This window comes from Streptomyces sp. NPDC017095, assembly GCF_044332325.1.
Classification (GTDB): Bacteria; Actinomycetota; Actinomycetes; order Streptomycetales; family Streptomycetaceae; genus Streptomyces.
This window is the reverse complement of record NZ_JBIROU010000005.1, coordinates 419,091-438,160: the sequence shown is the minus strand read 5'-3', so window position 1 is coordinate 438,160 and position 19,070 is coordinate 419,091. Positions and strand designations below refer to the sequence as shown.

Here is a 19,070-nt window from a genome sequence, read left to right as displayed (position 1 = left end):
GGGGAGGATGCCGGGCGGCTTAAAGTGAACCGGTGAACGGCGACTGGCTCCTCCGCGGCCGCGACGGCCGGCTCAGTGTCTACCAGCTCTCGGGCGAAGCCGTCCTGTGCCGGGCGGAGCGCGGCCCGGGCGGCCCCTTCGCCGCCGCCCGCCGGGTGGGCGGCGAGCAGCGGCTGCACCCCGTCCTGGCCGTCGGCCAGGGCGCCGACGGCTATGCCCACCTGGTCTCCTGGCGGCCCACCGTCAAGGGCGAAGCCGGGCTGGTGCACTCCACGCACTTCCGCGCGCACCTCGCGGCCCTGGACTGGCACCCGATCGGCCACCCCAACAAGAGCGGCGAACGCACCGGGACGCCCGCGGTCGCCGTCGACGCGCAGGGCCGCGCCCATGTGTTCGTCCGCAACAGGGGCGGCGGCGTGAGCATGGCCGGGCAGAAGGAGAAGGGCGGCTGGGGCCCCTGGCGGGACCTGTTGGGCCGTGAGGTCCAGGACGGACTGGCCGCCGTCACCGCCGAGTCCGGCACGGTGGAGCTGTACGCGGCGGTGCCCCAGGGCCTGCTGTACTGGCGTCAGGAGGCACCGGGCGCCGTGCCTGTGCTCCAGGACACCCTGGAGACCGCGGTGCGCCCCGGCACCCTGCGCGCCCTGGCCACCTCCCCGGACAGCACGACCGTCTTCTACACCGGCACCGACGACGGCCTGTGCGCCTGGCGGCCGGGCGGCAAGCCGGTCACGCTGCTGCCCGCGGCGGGCCCCGGCCCGGTCGCGGCGGTCCGCTGCGACCTGGACGGGTACGACTGCACGCTGCTTGCCCAGCGGACGGCGAGCCGCCGGGTCGCCTTCGCCGCCTACCCGACCGAGCAGGAGTCGGCGGGCGCCTGGTGGACCGAGTCCGGCCCCGAACTGCCGCTGGACGCCCTGGTGTCGCTGACGAAGGACGAGACGGACCGGGTGGTGGCGGCGACGCTGTCGCCGTCGACCGGGCACCTGCTGGTCACCCGGCGCAAGGACGAGCCAGGACTGGCCCTGGAGGCGTGGCGGCGGGTGTGAGGGACGCGAAGGGCCCCCGCCGCGGCGGGGGCCCTTCACCTCACACGGTCACCGGTGTCACACCGGGATGCTCGCCACGCCCGGGGCGAGGAACTTCTTGCCGTTCACGCGCTCCGAGACGCCCTCGCGGTCCAGGTACGGCGTGATGCCGCCCAGGTGGAAGGGCCAGCCGGCGCCCGTGATCAGGCACAGGTCGATGTCCTGGGCCTCGGCGACGACGCCCTCGTCGAGCATGAGCCCGATCTCCTGCGCCACCGCGTCCAGGACCCGGGCGCGGACCTGCTCCTCGGTCAGCACGCTGTCGCCCTGCTTCAGCAGCGCGGCGACCTCCGGGTCCAGCTCCGGCTTGCCGCTGTCGTAGACGTAGAAGCCGCGCTTGCCCGCCTCCACGACCGCCTTGAGGTTCGGGGAGACCGTGAAGCGGTCCGGGAACGCGCCGTGCAGCGTCTCGGAGACGTGCAGGCCGATCGCCGGGCCGACCAGCTCCAGCAGCACCAGCGGGGACATCGGCAGACCGAGCGGCTCGACGGCCTTCTCGGCGACCTCGACCGGGGTGCCCTCGTCGATGACGTTCTGGATCTCGCCCATGAAGCGGGTCAGGATGCGGTTCACGACGAACGCCGGGGCGTCCTTGACCAGCACCGCGGTCTTCTTCAGCTTCTTGGCGACGGCGAACGCGGTCGCGAGCGAGGCGTCGTCCGTCTGCTCGCCGCGCACGATCTCCAGCAGGGGCAGTACCGCGACCGGGTTGAAGAAGTGGAAGCCGACGACCCGCTCGGGGTGCTTCAGCTTCGACGCCATCTCCGACACGGACAGCGAGGAGGTGTTGGTGGCGAGGATCGCGTGCGCCGGAGCGACCGCCTCGACCTCCGCGAACACCTGCTGCTTGACACCGATCTCCTCGAACACGGCCTCGATGACGAAGTCCGCGTCGGAGAAGCCCTCCGCCTTGTCCAGGACACCGGTCACCAGCGCCTTGAGGCGGTTGGCCTTGTCCTGGTTGATCCGGCCCTTGCCGAGCAGCTTGTCGATCTCGGCGTGGACGTAGCCCACACCCTTGTCGACGCGCTCCTGGTCGATGTCGGTCAGCACGACCGGCACCTCCAGACGGCGCAGGAAGAGCAGGGCGAGCTGCGAGGCCATCAGGCCCGCGCCGACCACGCCCACCTTGGTGACGGGGCGCGCCAGGCTCTTGTCCGGGGCGCCGGCGGGCCGCTTGCCGCGCTTCTGGACGAGGTTGAAGGCGTAGATGCCGGCGCGCAGCTCGCCGCCCATGATCAGGTCGGCGAGGGCCTGGTCCTCGGCGTCGAAGCCCTGCTGGTGGTCCTCGTTCTTCGCGGCGGCGATGATGTCCAGGGCGCGGTAGGCGGCCGGGGCCGCGCCGTGCACCTTGCCGTCGGCGAGGAACCGGCCGCGCTCGACGGCCTGGTCCCAGGCCGCGCCGCGGTCGATCACCGGGCGCTCGACCGTGATGTCGCCCTTGAGGACCCGGGCCGTCCACAGCAGCGACTGCTCCAGGAAGTCGGCGCCCTCGAAGATCGCGTCGGCGATGCCCAGGTCGAAGACCTGCTGGCCCTTGAGCTGCTTGTTCTGGTTCAGCGAGTTCTCGATGATGACCGAGACGGCCTTGTCGGCGCCGATCAGGTTCGGCAGCAGGGTGCAGCCGCCCCAGCCGGGCACCAGGCCGAGGAAGACCTCGGGCAGCGAGAACGCCGGGATCGCCTTGGAGACGGTCCGGTAGGAGCAGTGCAGGCCGACCTCGACGCCGCCGCCCATGGCCGCGCCGTTGTAGTACGCGAAGGTCGGCACGGCCAGCTTCGACAGGCGCTTGAAGACCTCGTGGCCGCCCTTGCCGATGGCGAGCGCGTGCTCGTGCTCCTTCAGCAGCTCGACGCCCTTGAGGTCGGCGCCGACCGCGAAGATGAACGGCTTGCCGGTGATGCCGACACCGACGATCCCGCCCTCGGCCGCCTCCTTCTCGACCTGGTCGACGGCGGCGTCCAGGTTCGCCAGCGAGGCCGGGCCGAAGGTGGTCGGCTTGGTGTGGTCCAGGCCGTTGTCCAGCGTGATCAGCGCGAAGCGGCCGGCGCCGAACGGCAGGTCGAAGTGGCGTACGTGCGCGGAGGTGACGACCTCGTCGGGGAACAGGTCCGAGGCCTGCTGCAGAAGCTGGGCGGTGGTGCTCACTTGTCCCCCTCGAAGTGCGGGTTCTCCCAGATGACCGTCGCGCCCATGCCGAAGCCGACGCACATGGTGGTCAGACCGTAGCGGACGTGCGGCTGGTCCTCGAACTGGCGGGCCAGCTGCGTCATCAGACGGACGCCGGAGGAGGCCAGCGGGTGGCCGAAGGCGATGGCGCCGCCGTACTGGTTGACGCGCTCGTCGTCGTCCGCGATGCCGTAGTGGTCGAGGAAGGCCAGCACCTGCACGGCGAAGGCCTCGTTGATCTCGAACAGGCCGATGTCGGAGATGGACAGGCCCGCCTTGGCGAGGGCCTTCTCCGTGGCCGGGATCGGGCCGTAGCCCATGACCTCCGGCTCGACGCCCGCGAAGGCGTACGACACCAGGCGCATCTTGACCGGCAGGCCGTTCTCGCGGGCGAACTCCTCGCTCGCGATGATCGACGCGGTGGCGCCGTCGTTCAGACCGGCCGCGTTGCCGGCGGTGACCCGGCCGTGCACACGGAACGGCGTCTTCAGACCCGCGAGGTTCTCCAGCGTGGTGCCCGGGCGCATCGGCTCGTCGGCGGTGACCAGACCCCAGCCGGTCTCGCCGCCCTCCGGGCTCGTCCGGCGCACCGAGATCGGCACCAGGTCCGCCTGGATCTTGCCGTCGGCGTACGCCTTGGCGGCCTTCTCCTGGGAGCGCACCGCGTACTCGTCCGCGCGCAGCTTGGTGATGTGCGGGTAGCGGTCGTGCAGGTTCTCCGCGGTCATGCCCATGAACAGGGCGGACTCGTCGACCAGCTTCTCGGAGACGAAGCGCGGGTTCGGGTCCACGCCCTCGCCCATCGGGTGGCGGCCCATGTGCTCCACGCCACCGGCGATCACGGCGTCGTAGGCACCGAACGCGATCGAACCGGCGGTGGTCGTCACGGCGGTCAGCGCGCCGGCGCACATGCGGTCGATGGAGTAGCCCGGCACGGACTGCGGCAGGCCGGCGAGGATGCCGGCCGTACGGCCGAGGGTCAGGCCCTGGTCGCCGATCTGCGTGGTCGCGGCGATGGCGACCTCGTCGATCTTCTTCGGGTCCAGCCCGGGGTTGCGGCGCAGCAGCTCCCGGATCGCCTTCACGACCAGGTCGTCGGCGCGGGTCTCGTGGTAGATGCCCTTCGGGCCCGCCTTGCCGAACGGGGTGCGGACGCCGTCGACGAAGACGACATCCCTGACGGTACGAGGCACGATGGCTCTCCTCCAGGGTGCGGGACGCTGAGCGCTTGCTTAAGCCCATGCTACTTGCCGGTAATGTAGCTGCCCAGTCCCCTCGCTTCCAGCGGTGAACATCACACCGCCGGGCCGGGGTCACCGCCGCGTCCGCCTGCCGCCGCCGGGCTCGACCTGTACATGTCATAGTTCCGACCGCAGCAGGATCTTGGCGTGATATCGCCGTTCCTCCTGCTGCTGCGCGACCCCGGCGGGCCCCCGCCGGAAAGCCGTCCCGGCGGGCCCGGACCCGCCCGCGCCCGTGCCGCCTAGGCGCCGGCGCCCTTGACCGCCAGCGCGTCCACCAGCACCGGCGTCACCAGCTCCACCTGCCACGGCCGCGCGCCGTACCCCGTCAGCGCGGCCTCCACGGACCCGGGGTCCACCACGGCCGGCGGCTCCCAGCAGATCCGCCGCACGGTGTCCGGGGAGATCACGTTCTCCTGCGGCATGGCGAGCCGCTCGGCCAGGGCGGAGACGCCCGCCCGCGCGGCGGACAGCCGGGCCGCGGCGGCCGGATCCTTGTCGGCCCAGGCCCGCGGCGGCGGCGGTCCGGTCACCTGCTGTCCCGGCTGCGGCAGCGCGGTCTCCGGCAGGGTCTTGGCCCGGTCCACCGCGGCCTGCCACTGCTCCAGCTGCCGCCGTCCCATCCGGTGCCCGAACCCGTTCAGCGCGGCCAGGGCGTGCACGTTGCCCGGCAGAGCGAGCGCGGCCTCCACGATGGCCGCGTCGCTCAGCACCTTGCCCGGCGAGACGTCCCGGCGCCGGGCGATCCGGTCCCGGGTCTCCCACAGCTCGCGCACGACGGCGAGCTGCCGGCGGCGGCGCACCTTGTGCATCCCGGAGGTGCGGCGCCAGGGGTCCTTGCGCGGCTCGGGCGGCGGCGCGGTCGCGATCGCGTCGAACTCCTGGAGCGCCCACTCCAGCTTGCCCTGCCGGTCCAGCTCCTTCTCCAGGGCGTCGCGCAGGTCGACCAGCAGCTCCACGTCGAGCGCGGCGTACCGCAGCCAGGGCTCGGGCAGCGGCCGGGTGGACCAGTCGACGGCGGAGTGGCCCTTCTCCAGGACGTAGCCGAGGACGCCCTCGACCATCGCGCCGAGGCCGACCCGGGGGAAGCCGGCCAGCCGGCCGGCCAGCTCGGTGTCGAACAGGCGGGTCGGCGTCATGCCTATCTCGCGCAGGCAGGGCAGGTCCTGGGTGGCCGCGTGCAGCACCCACTCGACGCCGGACAGGGCCGCGCCGAGCCCGGACAGGTCGGGGCAGGCGACGGGGTCGATCAGCGCGGTGCCGGCGCCCTCGCGGCGCAGCTGCACCAGATAGGCGCGCTGGCCGTAGCGGTAGCCGGAGGCGCGCTCGGCGTCCACGGCGACCGGGCCGGTGCCGGCGGCGAAGGCGGCGGTCACCCGGGCGAGGGCCGCCTCGTCGGTGATCACGGGCGGAATGCCCTCGCGGGGTTCGAGCAAGGGAGTCGGCGCCCCCGGCACAGAAGATCCGGCGTCGTCCGGAGGAGTGCCTCCGGGTGTGCGCAGGGAGCTGTCTGCTGCGGTGTCTTGGGCGTCGGTCACCTGTCAAGGGTATCCGTGCGCGCACGGCGCCCGTCGACGGAACGTTCCGCCGACGGGCGCGGGAGGGGCGTAAACCAGTCAGTGCCGGGCCTGGTCCGCTTCACCCGGGTGAACGCGGATTGCGCCGAAGGGGGCAGCGGGCGGGCTCGGTGGGCGAATGCGGTACGGGGTGCTCGGTGGGCTCGGCGGGCTGAATGGGCTCGGTGGGCTCGGTGAACTCGATGGGCTCGACGGGTGGGCTCGGTGCGGGGGCGGCGGATCGGGTCGGCGGGTGGTCACGGCAGGGGGAGTGGTGAGCGGGGTCAGTGGATGATTCCGGTGCGCAGGGCCACGGCCACCATGCCGGCGCGGTCGCCCGTGCCCAGCTTGCGGGCGATGCGGGCCAGGTGGCTCTTCACGGTGAGGGCGGACAGGCCCATGGACACGCCGATCGCCTTGTTCGACTGGCCCTCCGCGACCAGTCGCAGCACCTCGACCTCGCGTCCGGACAGCTCCCGGTAGCCGCCCGGGTGGCTCGGGGCACCCGGGGGGCGGCGGTGCATACGGGCGGCGGCGCCGAGGGGAGCGGCGCCGGGCCTGGGGGGCAGGCCGATGTTGGTGCGGGTGCCGGTGACGACGTAGCCCTTGACGCCGCCGGCCAGCGCGTTGCGCACCGCGCCGATGTCGTCGGCGGCGGAGAGGGCCAGTCCGTTGGGCCAGCCCGCGGCCCGGGTCTCGGACAGCAGGGTGAGGCCGGAGCCGTCGGGGAGGTGGACGTCGGCGACGCAGATGTCGCGCGGGTTGCCGATGCGGGGACGAGCCTCCGCGATGGACGAGGCTTCGATGACATCGCGCACGCCGAGCGCCCACAGATGGCGGGTGACGGTGGAGCGGACGCGCGGATCGGCCACGACCACCATGGCGGTCGGCTTGTTCGGGCGGTAGGCGACCAGGCTTGCGGGTTGCTCAAGGAGAACGGACACCAGGCCTCCTGGGTGGGGGACGGGGCCGGCTTGGGGGATGAAGCCGGGACGAACCGTGCTTTCAAGGTCACAGTCGTCTTCGGCAGCAAACTCGTCCGCCTTTAGAGAGTGATCACGATCTAGTGAGTAACAATCTGTGCAATTCGGACACGCGATCGATCATCCGAAGATCGAATCGGTTCGAGCTGGTGCGATTCGAGTACAGAAAGTGGCCGTATCGACAAAGAGATGGTCAATACGGCGTTTCGTGCGACCGTTTCAGCGGGACTGCGGGCCCCGGCGCTGCGGCAGGGTCACCACCGACGCGTCCCCGGGACCCGCCGGCGGCAGGCCCGCGACCTGCGCCAGCAGATCGCACCAGGACACCAGGTGCGCGGCGGTGTCCGGCACGCCGCCCAGGCCCTCGCGCGGCGTCCACGAGGCGCGGATCTCGATCTGCGAGGCGGCCGGCCGCTCCGCCAGCCCGCCGAAGTAGTGCGAGCCCGCGCGCGTGATCGTGCCGCTCGCCTCGCCGAAGGCCAGCCCGCGCGCCTGGAGCGCCCCGGTCAGCCACGACCAGCACACCTCCGGCAGCAGCGGATCGGCCGCCATCTCCGGCTCCAGCTCCGCCCGCACCAGCGTCACCAGCCGGAACGTGCCCCGCCACGCCTCGTGCCCGGCCGGGTCGTGCAGCAGCACCAGCCGGCCGTCGGCCAGCTCCTGCTCCCCGTCGACCACCACCGCCTCCAGCGCGTGCGCGTACGGCGCCAGCCGCTGCGGGGCGCGCACCGGCTCCACCTCGACCTGCGGCCGCAGCCGTGCCGTCCGCAGCGCGTCGACCGCGGCCCGGAAGGCCGGCGGCAGCGAACTGCCCGCCCGCCCCTGAGCGGTGTCCTCCGCGTCGTCCATTCCGTCAGCGCCGTCCGACAGTCGTCCCTGAGCCGCAGCCATGCGGGGAAGAGTAAGGGGAAGCGGGCCTGAGTGCGGGGCAAGACACCCCGCGCCGCCGGTCACCGGTGTCATGCGAGACTTGCCCCGTGACCGCCAACGACACCTCCACGGGCCAGCCGCCCGCCGCCACGTACGACAGCGCGTTCCTCAAGGCGTGCAGGCGCGAGCCCGTGCCGCACACCCCCGTGTGGTTCATGCGCCAGGCCGGCCGCTCCCTGCCCGAGTACCGCAAGGTGCGCGAGGGCGTCGCCATGCTGGAGTCCTGCACCCGGCCCGAACTGGTCACCGAGATCACGCTCCAGCCCGTGCGGCGGCACGGCGTGGACGCGGCGATCTACTACAGCGACATCGTCGTCCCGCTGAAGGCCATCGGCGTCGACCTCGACATCAAGCCCGGAGTCGGCCCGGTCGTGGAGCAGCCGGTGCGCACCCGCGCCGACCTGGCCCGGCTGCGCGACCTCACCCCCGAGGACGTGCCGTACGTCACCGAGGCCGTCGGCCTGCTCACCCGCGAGCTGGGCGGCACCCCGCTGATCGGCTTCGCGGGCGCGCCGTTCACCCTCGCGAGCTATCTGGTCGAGGGCGGCCCGTCCCGCACGTACGAGAACGCCAAGGCGATGATGTACGGCGACCCCGCACTCTGGGCCGACCTGCTCGACCGCCTCGCCGACATCACGGCCGCCTTCCTGAAGGTGCAGATCGAGGCCGGCGCGAGCGCCGTGCAGCTCTTCGACTCCTGGGCCGGCGCCCTGGCCCCGGCCGACTACCGCACCTCGGTGATGTCCGCCTCCGCGAAGGTCTTCGACGCGGTCGCCGGCTACGGCGTCCCGCGCATCCACTTCGGCGTCGGTACCGGTGAGCTGCTGGGCCTCATGGGCGAGGCCGGCGCGGACGTCGTCGGCGTCGACTGGCGCGTCCCGCTGGACGAGGCGCAGCGCCGCGTCGGCCCCGGCAAGGCACTCCAGGGCAACCTGGACCCGACCGTCCTGTTCACCGACAAGGACACCGTCGCCGCCAAGACCCGCGAGGTGCTGGACGCCGCCGCCGGCCTGGAGGGACACGTCTTCAACCTCGGCCACGGCGTCCCGCCGAACACCGACCCGGACGCCCTGACCCGGCTCGCGGAGTACGTCCACACCGCCACCGCGCGCTGACTCACCAGGTGGGGCGGGGCCGCGCGCGCCTGCCGAACAGCAGGCCGGGCGGCTCCGGCGGGGGCGGCGTGCCGGGCTTGAGCGGCCAGGCCAGCAGCATGCCCGCGAGGAAACCGGCCACGTGCGCCGCGTACGCCACCGTGCCCGCGCCGGACACCCCGTGCCCGGAGGAGTACACCGCCTGGAGTGCGAACCAGAAGCCCAGCACCAGCCAGGCGGGCAGCCGCAGCGGCAGGAAGACCAGGAACGGCACCAGCACCCACACCCTGGCCCGCGGATACAGCACCAGATAGGCGCCGAGCACCCCGGCGATCGCCCCGGACGCGCCGATCAGCGGGTCCGGGGAGGCCGGGTCGAGCAGCGCGAAGCCGTATCCGGCCGCGTAGCCGCACACGACGTAGAAGAGGAAGAAGCGGATGTGGCCCATCCGGTCCTCGACGTTGTTGCCGAAGATCAGCAGGAAGAGCATGTTGCCCAGCAGGTGCGGCCAGCCGCCGTGCAGGAACATCGCGGTGAACACCGACAGCGCCGGCGACTTGTCGTAGCCCGGCGGCGCCACGACACAGCCCGGGCCGTGCGGGCCCACGCCGGTCTGTCCGGTCGGCACGAGCCGGGGCAGCTGATCGTGGATCAGCTCCCGGGGCACCGCCGCGTAGTGGTCCATGAACGCCCGCAGCCGGCAGAGCTGTGCCAGGTCGCCGCCGCCGGTCACGGAAGCCGCTATGCCGGGCATGCCGAGGAACACCAGCACGTTGGCGGCGATGAGCGCGTACGTCACCCAGGGCGTGCGGCGCACCGGGTTCACATCATGGACGGGGATCACCACACAGGAGGTGTGCCCCCGATCGGACGGGCGAACCGGTGCCCACCGCCGGGCGGGCGTGGGCCGGACCACAGCCGGCCCGGCACGCTGCGGACCGCTACCCGGCCTCCCGCACCTTCGCCGTGGCCTTCCGTGCGGCCACCAGCACCGGGTCCCACACCGGTGAGAACGGCGGGGCGTACCCCAGGTCCAGGGATGTCATCTGTTCCACCGTCAGCCGCGCGGTCAGCGCCACCGCCGCGATGTCGACCCGCTTCGCCGCGCCTTCCCTGCCGACGATCTGCACCCCGAGCAGCCGGCCCGTACGGGTCTCGGCGAGCATCTTCACCGTCATCGGGGCGGCACCGGGGTAGTAGCCGGCGCGGCTGGTCGACTCCACGGTGACCGTCTCGAACCGCAGGCCCACCCGGCGGGCGTCCTTCTCCCGCAGACCGGTGCGGGCGATCTCCAGGTCGCACACCTTGCTCACGGCGGTGCCGACGACACCGGGGAAGGTGGCGTACCCGCCGCCGGCGTTGGTGCCGATGACCTGGCCGTGCTTGTTGGCGTGGGTGCCCAGCGGGACGTACTGCTCCTGCCCGGAGACCAGGTTCAGCACCTCCACGCAGTCGCCGCCCGCCCAGATGTTCTCCTGCCCGCGCACCCGCATCGCGAGGTCGGTGAGCAGACCGCCGTGCGCGCCCAGCGGCAGCCCGGCCGCCCGCGCGAGGGCGGTCTCCGGGCGGACGCCGATGCCCAGGATCACCACGTCCGCCGGGTAGGCGGCGTCCTGCGTGGCCACCGCGCGGACCCGGCCGTCCTCGCCGGTGAGCACCCGGGTCACCTCGGCGTCGTTCACCATGGTGATCCCCAGGCCCTCCATCGCCCGGTGCACCAGCCGGCCCATGTCCGGGTCGAGCGTCGACATCGGCTCCTTGCCGCGGTTGACGACGGTCACCTCGAAACCCCGGTTGATCAGCGCCTCGGCCATCTCGACGCCGATGTAGCCGGCCCCGACGACCACGGCCCGGCGGCCCCGCGTGCGCCCCAGCGTGTCCAGCAGGGCCTGGCCGTCGTCGAGGGTCTGCACACCGTGCACGCCGGGAGCGTCCACGCCGGGCAGGTCCGGGCGGACCGGGCGGGCACCCGTGGCGATCACCAGCTTGTCGTACGGCGTCCAGGACTCGGCGCCGGAATCGACGTGGCGCGCGCGTACCCGCTGCCCGGCCACGTCGATCTCCGTGACCTCCGTGCGCATCCGCAGGTCGATGTCCCGCGCGCGGTGCTCCTCGGGCGTACGGGCGATCAGCCGGTCCCGCTCCGGGACCTCGCCGCCCACCCAGTACGGGATGCCGCACGCCGAGAACGAGGCGAAGTGACCGCGCTCGAAGGCCACGATCTCCAGCTCGTCCGGACCCCTCAGCCGCCGCGCCTGCGACGCCGCGGACATCCCCGCGGCGTCACCGCCGATCACGACCAGTCGCTCTCCGCCGCCGCCCCGCGCACCGCTCATGCTCATGGGCACACGCTACGGGCAGCGCCCCGCCCGCTCCCGGCCGCCCCTGTCGTCCCCGGCCGGGTCCCCGAGGGCGGTCCCGCGGGGTCTGAGAGAGTGGGGACATGAGCACAACGGGTGAGGATCTGGGGCACGTCGTCGTCATCGGGGCCGGCATCGCCGGGCTGGCCGCCGCGCACCGGCTGCTCGGGCGCGGAGCGCGGGTGACCGTCCTGGAGGCCGCCGGCCGGGTCGGCGGCAAGCTGCTGCCCGGCGAGATCGCCGGCGTACGGGTCGACCTGGGCGCGGAGTCGATGCTGGCCCGCCGCCCCGAGGCGGTCGCCCTCGCGCGCGAGGCCGGGCTCGGCGCGGCGCTCCAGCCGCCCGCCACCGCGACCGCCTCGATCTGGACCCGGGGCGCCCTGCGGCCCATGCCCAAGGGCCATGTCATGGGCGTGCCCGGCACCGCCGCCGCGCTCCGCGGCGTCCTCTCCGACGAGGGCGTGGCCCGCATCGAGCGCGACGCCGGCCTGCCCCGCACCGAGATCGGCGACGACGTGGCCGTCGGGGAGTACGTGGCGGTCCGGCTCGGCCGCGAGGTCGTCGACCGGCTGGTCGAACCCCTGCTCGGCGGGGTGTACGCGGGCGACGCGTACCGGATCTCGATGCGCTCGGCCGTCCCGCAGCTCTTCCAGGCCGCCCGTGCCCACGCCTCCCTCACCGAGGGCGTCCGCGAGATCCAGGCGCAGACCGCGGCACAGCAGCGGACCGGGCCGGTGTTCATGGGCATCGCCGGCGGGGTCGGCCGGCTGCCGCTCGCGGTCGCCGAGTCGGTGCGCGCCCGGGGCGGCGAGATCCTCACCGGCACGCCCGCCCGGGAACTGCGCAGGGAGCCGGCCGGCTGGCGGATCACCGCGGGGGAGCGGGTGCTGCGCGCCGACGCGGTGATCGTCGCCGTACCCGCGCCGGCCGCCGCCGCGCTGCTGCGCGCCGAGTCCCCGGGCGCCGCCGCCGAGCTGGCCGCCGTCGAGTACGCCTCCATGGCCCTGGTCACCCTCGCCTACCGGCGCGCCGACGTGCGTCTGCCCGAGGGCAGCGGCTTCCTCGTCCCGCCCGTCGACGGCCGCACCATCAAGGCGTCCACCTTCGCCTCCCACAAGTGGGGCTGGATCGCCGAGGAGGACCCGGACCTGCTGGTGCTGCGCACCTCCGTGGGCCGCTATGGCGAGACGGAGATCCTCGGCCGGGACGACGCCGGCCTGGTGGAGGTCTCCCGGCACGACCTGCGGGAGGCCACCGGCCTGGACGCCGCGCCGGTCCGCACCCGGGTCACCCGCTGGACCGACGGCCTGCCGCAGTACCCGGTCGGACACCACGCGCGCGTGGCCCGCGTCCGCGAGCGGATCGCCGGGCTGCCCAGGCTCGCGGTGTGCGGCGCGCAGTACGACGGCGTCGGCATCCCGGCGTGCGTGGCGAGCGCGTACGCGGCCGTCGACCAGCTCGGCGGCGACGCGCGCGGGGTGCGGGAGCTGACGGCCAACCCGGTGCAGAGCCTGCACGGCGGCGCGGGAGAATAGGGGCCATGAGTGACGACGCCCCCACCACCGAGTCCGGCAGGATCCCGAACAAGGGCAAGCTGGCCAAGGACCTCAACGAGGTCATCCGCTACACCCTCTGGTCGGTCTTCAAGCTGAAGGACGTGCTGCCGGAGGACCGCGCGGGATACGCCGACGAGGTCCAGGAGCTGTTCGACCAGCTCGCAGCCAAGGACGTGACCGTCCGCGGCACCTACGACATCTCGGGCCTGCGCGCCGACGCCGACCTCATGATCTGGTGGCACGCCGAGACCAGCGACCAGCTCCAGGAGGCGTACAACCTCTTCCGCCGCACGAGGCTGGGCCGCGCCCTGGAGCCGGTCTGGTCGAACATGGCGCTGCACCGCCCGGCCGAGTTCAACCGCTCGCACATCCCGGCGTTCCTCGCCGACGAGACGCCCCGCGACTATGTGAGCGTCTACCCGTTCGTGCGCTCCTACGAGTGGTACCTGCTGCCCGACGAGGACCGCCGCCGCATGCTCGCCGACCACGGCAAGATGGCCCGCGGCTACCCGGACGTGCGCGCCAACACGGTCGCCTCGTTCTCCCTCGGCGACTACGAGTGGGTCCTCGCCTTCGAGGCCGACGAGCTGCACCGCATCGTCGACCTCATGCGCCACCTGCGCGCCTCCGAGGCCCGCAGGCACGTCCGCGAGGAGGTCCCGTTCTTCACGGGCCGCCGCAAGAACATCGCGGACCTGGTGGCGACCCTCGCCTGAGACGGCCCGAAGGGGCGCGGGGAGCGGCGCGGGAAGCCACGGCGCGCCCCGAGCCGCCCCGCGGGGTCAAGCGCCGCCCCCGCGGGCGGTCCGGCGCCCGCCGGCCTCGGCCGCCAGGCCGTCCCGCTGAGCGGTTGCGCCGGCCGGACCGCCGGAGGCGACCGGTTCCGGGCGCGGCGCGCAGAACGCGTGCCGCGCCGGCAGCCGGCCCTCCAGCAGGTACGCGTGCAGATGCCCGTTGACGCAGCCGTTGGGCCCGCCGGCGGTGCCGTGCGTCCCCGCGTCCCGTTCCGTCACCAGCACCGAGCCGGCCAGCCGCCGCCTCAGCTCCAGCGCGCCCTGGTACGGCGCCGCCGCGTCCCGCTCGGCCGCCAGGATCAGCACCGGCGGCAGCTCGCCCGGCCCGGTCCGCACGTCCAGCGGCCGCTGCCGGGGCGCCGGCCAGTAGGCGCACGGCAGGTTCATCCACGCGTTGTCCCAGGTCTCGAAGGGCGCCACCCGGGCGAGCCGGGTGTTGTCGCGGTCCCACACCCGCCAGTCCGTGGGCCAGGGCGCGTCGTTGCACTCGACGGCCGTGTACACCGCGCCGGCGTTCTCCGCCTCGGTGGCCGTCGCCGGGTCCGGCGTGCCCAGCCGGACCAGCGGCCCCGGGTCGCCGCGCAGGTACGCCGACAACGCCGCGGCCCGGCTCGGCCAGAAGTCGTCGTAGTACCCGGCCGACAGGAACACGTTCTGCAACTGGCCGGGGCCCACCTTCCCGCCCGCCGCCCGTCCGGCCAGCCGCTCGCGCGCGGTGTCGTAGGAGCGCTGCACCGCGGCGGGCGTGGCGCCGAGCCGGTACACGTCGTCGTGCCGGGCGGCCCAGTCCCGGAAGTCCGCCCAGCGCTCCTCGAACGCCGCCGACTGCTCCAGGTTGCCGCGGTACCAGATCTCCCGCGGGTCCGGGTCCACCGGCGCGTCCAGCACCATGCGCCGCACGTGCGAGGGGAACATCGCCGCGTACAGCGCGCCGAAGTAGGTGCCGTACGACGCGCCCAGGTAGGTCAGCCGGTCCTCGCCCAGCGCGGCCCGCAGGACGTCCAGGTCCCGGGCGTTGGCGAGCGAGGTGTAGAACCGCAGCCGGTCCCCGGAGCGTCGGGCGCAGCCGCGCGCGTACGCCTTCGCCTGGGCGATGCGCTGCCGCTTGTACGACTCCGAGGGGTGCTCCGGTGACGCGGTGGGCGCCTTGAAGAACCGCGCGGGGTCCTCGCAGGACAGCGGCGCCGAGCGGCCCACCCCGCGCGGGGCGTAGCCGACGAGGTCGTAGGCGGCGGCGATCCGCTGCCACTTCGGGACGGCGCCGATCAGCGGGAAGTACATGCCGGTGGCGCCGGGGCCGCCCGGGTTGAAGACCAGGGCGCCCTGCCGGGGCACCTTGCGCTTGCTGTTGTGCGGGTCCTTCTGGCTGGCCCGGGCGCGGCTGACGGTCAGCTTGATCTGCCGGCCGTCCGGGTGGGCGTAGTCCAGCGGGACGCTCACCGTGCCGCACCGCACCCCGGCCGGGGTGCCGGGCGCGTCGGCCGGGGCGCACGGGCCGAAGTCGATGCCGGCCGCGCGGGCGCGGGCCACGGCCACCGCGGTGCCGCGCAGCTCGGCCGAGCCCGCGGCCGGAGTGCCCGGGGCGCCGGACGCGCCGCCCGCCGGGGCCGCGATCAGGGAGGTCAGCAGCAAGGACCCGGCGGCCGAGCAGCGGGCGGCGGCTTTCATCGCGTATCCCTTCGGTGCGCGGCGGCGATGGCACGGCTGCCACGGCCCGGCGGCGACAGAAGGGATGTTTCGTACGGCGGTGCCGGAAGGCAAGCACCGCCCGGCCGGTGTCGGCGCCAATGCCCCCTACGCGCCCCCGCGGTCCGCCGCGCTCCCGCCGTCCCCCAGGCTCACTCGGAGCCGGGCCGGTCGCGGTGGGCGAAGGCCGCGCGCAGTTCCGGCTCGCCGATCGCGCGGACCCCGCGGACGGCGACCGAGGTGAGGAAGGACCGCTCGTCGCCGGCCGGCCGCCCGGGCAGCGCGCTCAGCAGCCGCTGCCCGGCCGGCGAGGCCCGGCGCGGGTAGGGATGCATCTCGAACCGGGCGATGGCCAGACAGCTCAGCACCAGGGCCAGAGGCAGCGCGAACCACGCGCCGACCAGCGTGCGCGGCGTCCCGCTCGGGACGGGCAGCAGGACGGCGGTGACACCCAGCACGGCCACCGCGGGCGCGGCGGCCCGCACCCGGCGGACGGCGGATCCCACCGTCGTCCCCGCGCCCTCCGGCACCGCGAGGCCCGCGCGGACCAGGCCGTCGGCCAGCCGGCGCACCGCCTCGGCGCCGGCCGCCCGCGCCCGCGCCGCCGCGATCCGCGACTGACCGGCGGGCCCGATGGCCCCTATGACGGATCGTTCCATCTCGTCCCGGCCGCGCGGGTCCACGACCGTGGCCCAGCCGGTGTGCGCGAGCAGCAGCCGGCGCTGGCGGGCCATGGAGACGAGGGTCACCTCGGCGACCCGGGCGGGGCCGCCGGCGAGGAACGCCGCCTCGTACAGCGACAGCTCGCGCGCGCCGTCCACGGTTGCGTCCCGCGCGTCCGCGGCGGCCGCGCGCACGGCCGCCAGACACAGACGGGCGCAGGCCGTACCGGCGAAACCCCAGGCCAGGAGCAGGAGAAGGACCCAGAACATGACGTGTTTGTATGCCAGGAACCAGGGCGAACGCCATGGCCTGTTCACGATCCGGACGCCCGGTGACCGGTATGTGGCGTTCCGTTACCCCTGCCGGTCAGGGCGCGGCGAGGCACCGGCGGCCGGGGGCGGGGAGGACGGCTCGCCCGAGGACGGTACGACGGGGACGGCGGCGCCCGGATCGGCCGCGGGCGGGGCCGGCACCGGGGAGGCGGAGACCGCCAGCTCCCTCGCCAGCGCGGCGAAGTCGACGTAGCCCGTCGCCTCCAGGACCCTGATGTGGTCAAGGACGGTCGCGTTGGCGTCGTCGGCGAGATCGCGGACCAGGGAGTTCTGGGTTCCGGCCCGGATCTGGGCGACCAGCGAGAACACCCGGCCGTGGGCCAGCCGCAGCAGACCGGCGAACCGCCGGTCGAAGTCCTGGCCGCCGGCCGCCTCCAGGGTGGCGAGCCACTGTTTCTGCTGCGCGTTCGGCTCGTTGGGCAGCGGCACGCCGAGCTGGAGGGCGACGGTGCGGACATGGGCGTCCAGGGCGGTGTGGCCGTCGACGAGGTGCCGGCCGGCCGTGCGGACCGCCGCTGTCGTGCCCTTGCGCTCGGCCAGTTCCCCGGCCGGCAGCTCCCACAGTCCGGCCAGCCGGACCTTGGTGACGAAGTCCCGGTCCGCGGCGGACAGCGGGCCGTACGGCGTCGTCACCGTGCGCGCGCTCCGGGGGCTCGCGGCCGCCGGGTCCGGCCGGCCGGCGTAAAACCACAGCGGCACGAGCAGGGCCGCGGCGGTGGCCGCGAGGGCGGTGACGATCAGCCCGGTGCCGCTGAACACGCCTCGGCCGGTGACGGGGGGACGCGGTCGCATGGTGCCTCCTGCACCGCACGCCGGGGAACTGGGGGCGGGTGCGGGGTTGGCATAGTACTGGTGCGCCACGAGGGTTCTCGCGGCGCGGGAGCGGGACGGGACACCGCCGGGCCGGGGGCGGGACGCGGACCCGGGGCGGGGTGCGGGTGCGCTGTGGCCGGCCGCCGCGGTTGCCCGCACCCCCGGCGGAACGGCCCTCGCCCGCGCTGGCCCGGACGTTCTGCGCAGTGCCGGACGTTCTACGCGCTGCCCCGGACGTTGCACGCAGCGCCCCGGACGTTCTACGCGCTGCTCCGGACGTTCTGCGCAGTGCCCCGGCGGTGCAGCAGCCGGGCGGTGAGGCGCTGTTTGCGCGGGGCCGGGCCCGCCCGGTCCAGCCACCATTCCCGCAGCGCCCGGCGCGTGTCCGGCGTGGAGGGCCGGCCCCGGTCCAGGAGCTGTCCGGCGAAGTCGAGCGCGTCCCGGCGGTAGCCGCCGGTCATCGGGCGCCGCCGGGCGTACTCCAGGAACGTCTCCCGGTAGTCGGGGCCGAGGATCACCGGCAGTTCGGGTGCCACCTTGGCCACCACGTCCGCGCGCTTCGCCGCGAGCGTGCGGGCCTGCACCCCCATCCGGACCCGGTCGAAGCCCTCCGGCACCGGCGTCCCCGCCACCAGCGACGACAGCACGGCGGCCTGGGCCACCCCGAGCCGCTCGCGCGCCCCGGCCACCGCCCCCGCCGGCACCCCGGTGCCCTCGGCCTCCGTGCCGGCGGTGTCCGCCCCCGCCGGGACCCCGGCGGACGCGCCGTCCGCTGCCCGTGCCCGGCCGTCCGCTGCCCGTGCCCGGCCGTCCGCTGCCCGTGCCCGGCTGTCCGCTGCCCGTGCCCGGCCGGCCGCCACGGCCCGGCGGATCGCGGTCAGCTCGCCTTCCAGTTCCGCCGGTTCCGGGAAGTTCTCGTCCCGTTCCAGCAGTACGCCGGGTGGTGCCACCCGGGCGGCGAGGCCGGTCAGGATGTCGAGCACCGGGCGCGGCACGGGATGGGCGTGGCTGTCGTGCCAGACCCCGTCGCGTTCGACACCGCCCGCGACATGGACGTAGGCGAGCGCCTCCAGGGGCAGCGCGGCCAGCTCCTCGGCCGGGTCCTCTCCCCGGTTGACGTGGTTGGTGTGCAGGTTGGCCACGTCGATCAGCAGCCGTACGCCGGTCCGCTCCACCAGCTCGGACAGGAACTGCCCCTCCGTCAGCTCCTCGCCCGGCCAGGAGAACAGCGCGGCGATGTTCTCCAGCGCCAGCGGCACCGGCAGCGCCTCCTGGGCGATCCGGACGTTCTCGCACAGCACGTCCAGCGCGTCCCGGGTGCGCGGCACGGGCAGCAGGTGGCCGGCCTCCAGCGCGGGGGAGGCGGTGAGCGCGCCGCCCGCCCGGACGAAGGCGATGTGCTCGGTGACCAGCGGGGCGCCGAGCGCCTCCGCCCGCTCGGCGAGCGCCGTCAGCCGTCCCTCGTCGGGGCGGTCCGCGCCGCCGAGGCCGAGGGAGACACCGTGCGGGATCACGGTCACCCCGCGCTCGCGCAGCCGCAGCAGCGACGCGGGCAGATGACCGGGGCAGACGTTCTCCGCCACGACCTCCACCCAGTCGATGCCCGGCATCGCCTCCACCGCGTCCGCGATCTCCGGCCGCCACCCGATCCCGGTCCCCAGTCCCCGCATGCCGCCTCCCCCTCCTCGCCCCGTACGCGTGCGTCGGGTGAGGGCACTATGGCCCGGCCGACCGGCAGCGAACCACGTCTCGGAGGGCGTTCAGAGCAACATTTGAGGTTCCACGCTGCAACGCGGTCCGGCGGC

15 protein-coding genes are annotated in these 19,070 nt (G+C 74.3%); 4 read left to right on the top strand and 11 right to left on the bottom strand.

Going from position 1 to position 19,070, the window contains the following annotated elements:
- Positions 1-32 precede the first annotated feature (32 nt).
- On the top strand, positions 33-1,049 hold the full coding sequence (locus tag ACH4OA_RS13305) for a hypothetical protein (RefSeq protein WP_397968999.1): 1,017 nt from the start codon (positions 33-35) through the stop codon (positions 1,047-1,049).
- A gap of 57 nt (positions 1,050-1,106) precedes the next feature.
- On the opposite strand, the gene ACH4OA_RS13300 is transcribed toward ACH4OA_RS13305, so the two are convergent.
- The 5 genes from ACH4OA_RS13300 to ACH4OA_RS13280 form a co-directional block, all read right to left on the bottom strand.
- Positions 1,107-3,236 carry a 3-hydroxyacyl-CoA dehydrogenase NAD-binding domain-containing protein gene (locus ACH4OA_RS13300; protein WP_397968997.1) on the bottom strand — a complete coding sequence of 710 codons (2,130 nt, stop codon included), beginning with the start codon at positions 3,234-3,236 and terminating at the stop codon, positions 1,107-1,109.
- The gene (locus ACH4OA_RS13295; RefSeq protein ID WP_365871100.1) at positions 3,233-4,450 is read right to left on the bottom strand and encodes an acetyl-CoA C-acyltransferase; all 1,218 of its coding nucleotides are present in this window, start codon (positions 4,448-4,450) and stop codon (positions 3,233-3,235) included. Before ACH4OA_RS13295 ends, ACH4OA_RS13300 begins: the two co-directional genes overlap by 4 nt.
- A 290-nt stretch (positions 4,451-4,740) precedes the next feature.
- Positions 4,741-6,036, bottom strand: coding sequence for a ribonuclease D (locus tag ACH4OA_RS13290; protein WP_397943150.1), 1,296 nt, complete (start codon positions 6,034-6,036; stop codon positions 4,741-4,743).
- A gap of 302 nt (positions 6,037-6,338) precedes the next feature.
- A complete protein-coding gene (locus ACH4OA_RS13285) occupies positions 6,339-6,998 on the bottom strand; it encodes a response regulator transcription factor (RefSeq protein ID WP_365871104.1) in 660 nt (219 codons plus the stop codon).
- A 258-nt stretch (positions 6,999-7,256) separates the two neighbouring features.
- The gene (locus ACH4OA_RS13280) at positions 7,257-7,928 is read right to left on the bottom strand and encodes a DUF3000 domain-containing protein (RefSeq protein ID WP_365871106.1); all 672 of its coding nucleotides are present in this window, start codon (positions 7,926-7,928) and stop codon (positions 7,257-7,259) included.
- 86 nt (positions 7,929-8,014) lie between these two features.
- On the opposite strand from ACH4OA_RS13280, the gene hemE reads away from it, so the two are divergent.
- Entirely contained in the window at positions 8,015-9,082 is a 1,068-nt protein-coding gene (hemE, locus tag ACH4OA_RS13275) for a uroporphyrinogen decarboxylase (protein WP_365871108.1), read from the top strand.
- Between the two features lies 1 nt (position 9,083).
- Here hemE and ACH4OA_RS13270 read toward each other — a convergent pair whose 3' ends face one another.
- A complete protein-coding gene (locus ACH4OA_RS13270) occupies positions 9,084-9,908 on the bottom strand; it encodes a rhomboid family intramembrane serine protease (RefSeq protein WP_397943148.1) in 825 nt (274 codons plus the stop codon).
- A gap of 94 nt (positions 9,909-10,002) precedes the next feature.
- Positions 10,003-11,403, bottom strand: a complete 1,401-nt coding sequence (locus tag ACH4OA_RS13265) for an FAD-dependent oxidoreductase (RefSeq protein WP_397968995.1) — start codon at positions 11,401-11,403, stop codon at positions 10,003-10,005.
- Positions 11,404-11,504: 101 nt separating this feature from the next.
- On the opposite strand from ACH4OA_RS13265, the gene hemG reads away from it, so the two are divergent.
- Together hemG and hemQ are read left to right on the top strand one after the other, a co-directional pair.
- Positions 11,505-12,956 carry a protoporphyrinogen oxidase gene (gene hemG, locus ACH4OA_RS13260; RefSeq protein ID WP_397968994.1) on the top strand — a complete coding sequence of 484 codons (1,452 nt, stop codon included), beginning with the start codon at positions 11,505-11,507 and terminating at the stop codon, positions 12,954-12,956.
- Between the two features lie 5 nt (positions 12,957-12,961).
- Positions 12,962-13,693, top strand: coding sequence for a hydrogen peroxide-dependent heme synthase (gene hemQ / locus ACH4OA_RS13255; protein ID WP_365871116.1), 732 nt, complete (start codon positions 12,962-12,964; stop codon positions 13,691-13,693).
- A 66-nt stretch (positions 13,694-13,759) separates the two neighbouring features.
- Here the strand turns inward: hemQ and ACH4OA_RS13250 are convergent, their stop codons facing one another.
- From ACH4OA_RS13250 to ACH4OA_RS13235, 4 genes are all read right to left on the bottom strand, one after another.
- The gene (locus ACH4OA_RS13250) at positions 13,760-15,439 is read right to left on the bottom strand and encodes an alpha/beta hydrolase (protein WP_397968992.1); all 1,680 of its coding nucleotides are present in this window, start codon (positions 15,437-15,439) and stop codon (positions 13,760-13,762) included.
- A gap of 170 nt (positions 15,440-15,609) precedes the next feature.
- Entirely contained in the window at positions 15,610-16,389 is a 780-nt protein-coding gene (locus ACH4OA_RS13245) for a TIGR04222 domain-containing membrane protein (protein ID WP_397968991.1), read from the bottom strand.
- Between the two features lie 84 nt (positions 16,390-16,473).
- Positions 16,474-17,244 (bottom strand): DUF4142 domain-containing protein, encoded by a 771-nt coding sequence (locus tag ACH4OA_RS13240; RefSeq protein WP_397968989.1) that lies wholly within the window; start codon positions 17,242-17,244, stop codon positions 16,474-16,476.
- A 281-nt stretch (positions 17,245-17,525) separates the two neighbouring features.
- Positions 17,526-18,935: a DUF692 domain-containing protein gene (locus ACH4OA_RS13235; protein ID WP_397968987.1), complete on the bottom strand. Its 1,410-nt coding sequence runs from the start codon at positions 18,933-18,935 to the stop codon at positions 17,526-17,528.
- Between the last annotated feature and the right edge of the window lie 135 nt (positions 18,936-19,070).

Bases quoted from the DNA above. Each gene is read 5' to 3' on its own strand.
- ACH4OA_RS13250 (WP_397968992.1), bottom strand. From the start codon at position 15,439: ATGAAAGCCGCCGCCCGCTGCTCGGCCGCCGGGTCCTTGCTGCTGACC.
- hemG (WP_397968994.1), top strand. From the start codon at position 11,505: ATGAGCACAACGGGTGAGGATCTGGGGCACGTCGTCGTCATCGGGGCC.
- ACH4OA_RS13265 (WP_397968995.1), bottom strand. From the start codon at position 11,403: ATGAGCATGAGCGGTGCGCGGGGCGGCGGCGGAGAGCGACTGGTCGTG.
- ACH4OA_RS13240 (WP_397968989.1), bottom strand. From the start codon at position 17,244: ATGCGACCGCGTCCCCCCGTCACCGGCCGAGGCGTGTTCAGCGGCACC.
- hemQ (WP_365871116.1), top strand. From the start codon at position 12,962: ATGAGTGACGACGCCCCCACCACCGAGTCCGGCAGGATCCCGAACAAG.
- ACH4OA_RS13235 (WP_397968987.1), bottom strand. From the start codon at position 18,935: ATGCGGGGACTGGGGACCGGGATCGGGTGGCGGCCGGAGATCGCGGAC.
- ACH4OA_RS13245 (WP_397968991.1), bottom strand. From the start codon at position 16,389: ATGTTCTGGGTCCTTCTCCTGCTCCTGGCCTGGGGTTTCGCCGGTACG.
- ACH4OA_RS13280 (WP_365871106.1), bottom strand. From the start codon at position 7,928: ATGGCTGCGGCTCAGGGACGACTGTCGGACGGCGCTGACGGAATGGAC.